The organism is Cryobacterium sp. 10I1, assembly GCF_035019805.1.
GTDB classification, from domain to species: Bacteria; Actinomycetota; Actinomycetes; order Actinomycetales; family Microbacteriaceae; genus Cryobacterium; species Cryobacterium glucosi.
In genome coordinates this window covers 1-6,176 of sequence record NZ_JASJVF010000195.1, presented here as the reverse complement: position 1 = coordinate 6,176, position 6,176 = coordinate 1, and the positions used below count along the sequence as shown (strand labels likewise).

Annotated in this window: 5 protein-coding genes; all 5 read right to left on the bottom strand. The window is 70.0% G+C overall.

Translation table 11 applies throughout. From position 1 onward, the window contains the following. The coding region (locus QN345_RS14315; protein ID WP_323508788.1) for a glycoside hydrolase family 3 N-terminal domain-containing protein at window positions 1-1,518 on the bottom strand (1,518 nt) is incomplete at its 3' end. A 61-nt stretch (window positions 1,519-1,579) separates the two neighbouring features. Beyond that, complete coding sequence (locus QN345_RS14310) at window positions 1,580-2,368, bottom strand: beta-galactosidase trimerization domain-containing protein (protein ID WP_322189371.1); 789 nt, start codon at window positions 2,366-2,368, stop codon at window positions 1,580-1,582. After that, a complete protein-coding gene (locus tag QN345_RS14305; RefSeq protein WP_322189369.1) occupies window positions 2,266-3,747 on the bottom strand; it encodes a beta-galactosidase in 1,482 nt (493 codons plus the stop codon). Before QN345_RS14305 ends, QN345_RS14310 begins: the two co-directional genes overlap by 103 nt. Beyond that, a complete protein-coding gene (locus QN345_RS14300) occupies window positions 3,744-4,607 on the bottom strand; it encodes an ATP-binding cassette domain-containing protein (protein WP_322189366.1) in 864 nt (287 codons plus the stop codon). Before QN345_RS14300 ends, QN345_RS14305 begins: the two co-directional genes overlap by 4 nt. Continuing rightward, the coding region (locus QN345_RS14295; protein ID WP_323508787.1) for a dipeptide/oligopeptide/nickel ABC transporter permease/ATP-binding protein at window positions 4,604-6,176 on the bottom strand (1,573 nt) is incomplete at its 5' end. The genes QN345_RS14295 and QN345_RS14300, both read right to left, overlap by 4 nt.

The window sequence follows — 6,176 nt, the reverse complement described above, 5'->3', positions numbered from 1 at the left end:
GTCGACGGTCACCGAGGGCGGCGACAGGAACGCGGCGCCGAGATCGGTGCCGACGGCTTCGGCGCTCGCCTCGTGGCGGAGTTCGCCGTCGATGAAGATGCGGCCGTTGCCGACGCTCGCGAAGCCGATCAGCACCTCGCCGCTCTCCTCCGGCGTATACCGGGTGGTGAACTCGAGCACGCTCGAGGCCGCGATCGGGGCGTCGCCGCCGAACCAGACGAGGGCGCTCGCACGGCGGTCCTCGCTGAAGAGCTCCACGCCGGCCGCGTCGAGGAAGCGCACCCGTGCGCCGGGCTCTCCGGTGACCGGGTTCTCGATCGTCGAGAGCGGGAATTCGGCGATGCCCTCCTGCACGACCGCGCCGACCGAGTAGGTCACTTCCGCGTTCGGCAGCGCGGCGATCAGGCCGTCGAGCGGGGTGACGACGTGCTCGGGGAGCACGGTCGCACTGCCCCCGCCCTGGGTGCGGGCGAACTTCGCATTGTGCCCGATCACGGCGACCTTCGTCAGGCGCTCCGCGGCCCAGGGCAGCTCACCGTCGTTGCGCACGAGCACGGCCCCCGCGATCGCGGCCTCCCGGGCGAAACGGATGCCGTCCTCCACGACGACAGGGACCGGCACGGCGGCTTCGAAGCCGTCCAGGGCGCCGACCCGGGCGGCCAGCCCGAGGAGACGCAGCACCTTGCGGTCGACCTGGGCCTCGTCCACCTCACCGGCGAGCACCGCCGCGACGAGGGTGTCGCCCCAGGGCCCTGCCGGGCCGGGCATCACGAGGTCCTGGGAGTGCCGGGCGCTCTCGATCGAGCGCACGGCGGTCCAGTCGCTGATCACGACGCCGTCGAAGCCCCACTCGGAGTTCAGCGGGGTCTCGAGCAGCTCGTTCTCGGTGACGGTGGGCCCATTGACGGAGTTGTACGAGCTCATCACGAGCCAGGCACCAGCGTCGACGATGGCCTCCTCGAAGGCAAGCAGGTAGAGCTCGCGCAGGGTGCGGTCGGCGACGACGACGTTCGCGGTGAAGCGGTCCGTCTCGAAGTCGTTGGCGATGTAGTGCTTCGGGGTTGCCCCGACGCCGTTCTCCTGAACGCCCGTGACATAGGCGGATGCGAGCTTCGCGGTGAGGATCGGGTCTTCGCTGAAGCACTCGAAGTGGCGGCCGCCGAGCGGCGAGCGGTGCAGGTTGATGGTCGGGCCGAGCACGACGTCGACGCCCTTGCGGCGCGCCTCGACGGCGGCGACATTGCCGTAGCGCCGGGCGATGGCCGGGTCCCACGACGCGCCGAGCGCGGTGGAGGACGGCAGGTTGAGCGAGGGGCTGCGTTCGTCCCAGACCTCGCCGCGCACGCCGGACGGACCGTCGGAGACGAGGATGCGGCGCAGGCCGATCTTCGGGAGCGGCCAGGTCGCCCAGAAGTCGTGCCCGGTGAGCACGAGCACCTTCTCCTCGAGCGTGAGCTGGTCGAGGAGGGCGACGAGACGGGCGTCCACGGCCGTGTCTTCGTTCAGGGAAATCGTCATGACTGGGGTGTCGCTTTCTGTTCTGGAGTCGAAAGATCAAAGGAAATGGGGAGCACGCCGGTCATTCGGCCGCTCCATCGGTGAACACACGCACGTCCCACGGTCCGAGCGTGATCAGGTCCCCCGCATCGTGGGCGGTGCCCGCAAGCACGTCGCTGAGCCGGCCGGGCGCCGGGGCCTCTTGGGGGGTCCACGACCAGTTGTGCACGAAGTACACCCGGGAACCGTCGGCCGCCGTGGAACTCGTCACGGTGACGCTCTCCGGCAGGCCGGTCCAGCCGGCCGAGGGCGCGGGGACCAGCCATTCGGCGAGTGACCGGGCGAGCTCCTGGTTCGGCACCGTGCCGACCACGGTCACCCGGCCGGAGCCGCTGACCGCGCTCGTCACGGCGGGCCAACGCCCGAAATGCGGATGCTCGTAGCGGGCGAGCGACTCAGCTCCCGTCGGCGTGAGACCGTCCACCCACTCGGTGGCGGCGGAGCCGGGACGCAGCACAAAGCCGGTCGCGGCATCCGCTGCCGCAGCGGTGGCCGGGCCAACCGGAATCGGGTCTGTGAGGTTGGCGAACTCCTCGTACCAGGCCCCGGCGACGCCGTCGAGCCGGGCCGGCTGCACCTCGGTGCGGGCGCGGCCCTCCCGGTCGGCGTATGCCGAGCGCGGCCCGAGCACGAGGTGCCCGCCCGCTGCCGCGTACTCGGCGAGCCAGTCGAGCTCCGCGTCCGCTGCGGTGAAGAAGGCCGGCACGATCAAAACGGGATAGGTCGCCGCGAAGTCGATCGGGTCCCCGCCCTCGAGCGGGTCGACCCCGGCGGTGAACCGGGTCGGGAAAAGCTGCTGCGGCCGCACCATGCGGATCTGGAGCCCCGCGTCGAAGGCGCCGCGATAGAACGACGCGAAGATCTTCCGGTACGAGTCGACGTCGAAGTACTGGCCGGGAGCCTGGAACGGCGCCTGCGACGACAGCGCGAACTTGCTGTCCGAGTCATAGAGGATGGCGACGTCGCGGCCCGGGTCGCCTGCGCGACGAGGGACCCGGCGGCACCGAATTCGGCGCCGATCCTGGCCAGCTCGCGGTAGGCGCGACCCGGCTTCTGGTTGTGCGGGAGCACGCCGCCCCAGTATGTCTCGGTGCCGTAGTGCAGGGTGTGCCAGTGCCAGTACTCGATCATCTCGGCCCCGCGGGCGACGAGCGCCCAGGCGATCTGGCGCCACTGGCCGTCGTAGGGCGAGAAGTTCATCGGGGAGTGGCCGATCGACCCGGCATTGGTCTCGGTCACCAGGAATGGTGCCTGCTTCGAGGAGAACATCAGGTCGGCGAGGTTGTAGACCGCCCAGGTCCCGCTGACGATCCAGCCGGTCGAACGCGGCGCATCCGAGGGGTGCAGGAGCGAGTCCTGCGATTCGTAGTACGCGTTGCCGGAGGCCACGTCGAGGTTCGCCGACAGCTCGACGTCTTCGACGCCGTGCTGGTCGTAGGAGATGCAGGTGGTGACGAAGTGGTCCGGGTGCGCGAGTTCACGCACGATGCCGGCCTCCCAGCCGATGAACTCGGTGACGAGCCCGGCCTGGTACCGACGCCAGGCGAGGTCGTACTGCGGCTGGAAGTTGCCGTCCGGCACCCACAGGTCGGCCCAGGTCGAGAGCCGGTGCGACCAGTAGGTGAGGCCCCATTCCGTGTTGAGGGTCTCGACGTCGCCGTAGATCCCGCGCAGGTGGTCGACGAAACCCTGGAAGACCCCGCGGTTGTAGAGCAGGTGCAGGCCGGGCTCGTTGTCGACCTGGTAGCCGATCAGGGCGGGGTGGTCCCGGTAGCGCCCCACGATGGCGCGGATGATGCGCTCGGCGTGGAAGCGGAAGGCCGGGTGGGTGAAGTCCATCTCCTGGCGCGACCCCCAGGACTTCGCCGTGCCCGTCGCCGTGTCGAGGGCGATCTCGGGGTGCTTCCGGGCGAGCCACATCGGCAGCGCGTAGGTCGGGGTGCCGAGGATGACCCCGATGCCCCGCTTGTGCGCGCCGTCGAGCACGGGCTCGAGCCAGTCGAGGTCGAAGACGCCGTCCTCGGGTTCCCAGGTCGACCAGACCGATTCGCCGACGCGGATGACCGTGAAACCGGCCGCCTGCATCAGGTCGAGGTCGGTGTCGAGCCGCGGGCTCGGCTGGTACTCGTGGTAGTAGGCGGCTCCGAAGCGGATGCCGGCGAACGGCGGGGCGGACGAAGGCCCGGTCACGCGACGGCCTCTGGCAGCAGGGCCTGGGCCCGCTGCTCGGCGAGCAGGCGCGCACGGTCCTCGCGGCGCTCCGTCTGCCGGTCGGGGTCCGGCACGGGTGCGGCGAGGAAGAGCCGCTGGGTGTACGGGTGCTCCGGGCGACTGGTGACCTGGTCGCCGTCGCCCCACTCCACGATCTCACCGTGCAGCATCACGGCCACGCGGTGGCTGAGGTGCCGCACGACGGCGAGGTCGTGCGAGACGAAGAGGTAGGCGACGCCGGTGCGTTCCTGGATCTGACGGAAGAGGTCGAGCACCCGCGCCTGCGTGGAGAGGTCGAGCGCGGAGACGGGCTCGTCGCAGACGATCAGCCGCGGGTCGAGGGCGAGGGCGCGCGCGATCGCTATGCGCTGCCGCTGGCCGCCGGAGAATTCCCGGGGCAGGCGGTCGGCCGCATTGCTCGGCAGCCCGACCTGGTCGAGCAGGTCGAGCACGCGCTTGGACGCATCCGCCCGGCTGACCTTTCGCACGGTGAGCGGTTCCACGAGGATCTGCTCGATGGTGAGCGACGGATTCAGCGAGGTGTACGGGTCCTGGAAGACGACCTGGATCTCGCTCGACAGCGCCCGGCGGCCCTGGCGGCCGAGGTGGGAGATGTCCTTCCCCTTGTAGAGGATCTGGCCGCCGGTGACCGGGGCCAGGCCGAGCACGGCGCGGCCGAGGGTGGTCTTACCTGAGCCGGACTCGCCGACGAGGCCGACGGTCTCGCCGGGGCGGATGTCCAGGGACACGCCCTTGAGAGCCCGGAACGGCGGCTTGCGGAAGCCCTTGATCGGGTATTCGACGACGACATCCTTGACGTCGAGCAGAAGGTCGGTCATGACTGCACTCCAATGGTTTCGTCGGTCCTGGCGGCGGCCGCAGCGGAGACGAACTCGAGCAGCGGGCCGCGGGCCTCGCCGTCCTCGAGGATCGCCGCGAGCAGGGACTGGGTGTACGGGTGTTCGGCGTGGTTGAAGATGGCGCGCACCGGGCCGGTTTCGATCACCCGGCCGTCGCGCATCACCGAGACGCGGTCGCAGAGGTCGGCGACGACCCCGAAGTTGTGCGTGACGAGCACGACGCCCATGTTGAGTTCGGCCTGCAGGTCGCGCAACAGCTCGAGCACCTCGGCCTGCACGGTGACGTCGAGCGCGGTGGTCGGCTCGTCGGCGATGAGCAGGTCGGGTTCGCAGGAGACGGCGCCGGCGATGAGCACCCGCTGGGCCATGCCGCCGGACACCTCGTGCGGGTACGCCGCGAAGGTGCGTTCCGGGTTCGGGATGCCGACCTTGGCGAGCAAGTCGAGCGCGCGGGCTGTGGCGGCCTTCTTCGACAGGCCCATGCAGACCCGCATCGGTTCGACGAGCTGGCTGCCGATCGTGAATGACGAGTCCAGGTTCGACATCGGCTCCTGGGGGATGTAGGCGATCTTCTTGCCGCGGATCTTCGTCATCTCCTTCTCGGAGACGGTGGAGAGGTCGCGGCCCTCGAAGAAGATGGCGCCACCGGTGATCCGGCCGCCGTCGGGCAGCAGCCGGAGGATCGACCAGGCGGTCTGGGTCTTGCCGGACCCGGACTCGCCGATCAGGCCGTGGACCTCGCCGCGTCGGACCGTGAGCGAGACGTCGGAGACGACGACCTTCACAGAGCCGTTCGGCTGGTCATAGCCGACGGCGAGCTCGCGCACGTCGAGCAGGATGTCCCCGGTGCGGCCGGCGATGGCCGCGTCGTCGGGGTGCGAGAGCACGGGCTGCTTGTAGACGTCGACGCTCGCGACGGTCTTCTTCGCGTTCCGACGCTTGGCCTTGCCGCTGCGCTCGAGTTCGTCGCGCATCGCGTTGGCGAGCAGGGTGAGCGCGACACAGACGATCGCGATCACGAGGCTCGGCCAGAGGATCAGGAGCGGCGCCTTGTAGATCTTGGCGAAGCCGTCGTTGAGCATGGTGCCCCAGGTCGGGATCGACTGGTCGCCGAGACCGAGGAAGTCGAGTCCGGCCTGGATCGCGATCGCGATGCCGAGCACCATGGCCGACTGGATGATGACGGGGGCCCGCACGACCGTGAGGATGTGCCGGCCGATGATGCGGGCGTCACCGAGCCCCGCAACGCGGGCGGCGTCGACGTAGAGCTCGTTCCGTACCGCGGTGACCGAGGCGTAGACCAGCCGGAAGAACGCCGGCGAGAGCAGCACGCCGAAGATGGCCATCGAGAGCCACATCGACGGGCCGAGCACGGCGCGCGCCGCGAGGAGCACGACGATGCCGGGCAGCGCCATCAACAGGCCGGTGAGCCAGGAGGAGACCGCGTCGAACCACTTGCCGTAGTACCCGGCGATGAGACCGCCGGTCACGCCGATGATCAGGGCGATGACGAGGGCGAGCAGGGCACCGGCGAGGCTGAACCGGCCG

Bases quoted from the DNA above. Each gene is read 5' to 3' on its own strand.
- QN345_RS14310 (WP_322189371.1), bottom strand. From the start codon at position 2,368: ATGGTGCGGCCGCAGCAGCTTTTCCCGACCCGGTTCACCGCCGGGGTC.
- QN345_RS14300 (WP_322189366.1), bottom strand. From the start codon at position 4,607: ATGACCGACCTTCTGCTCGACGTCAAGGATGTCGTCGTCGAATACCCG.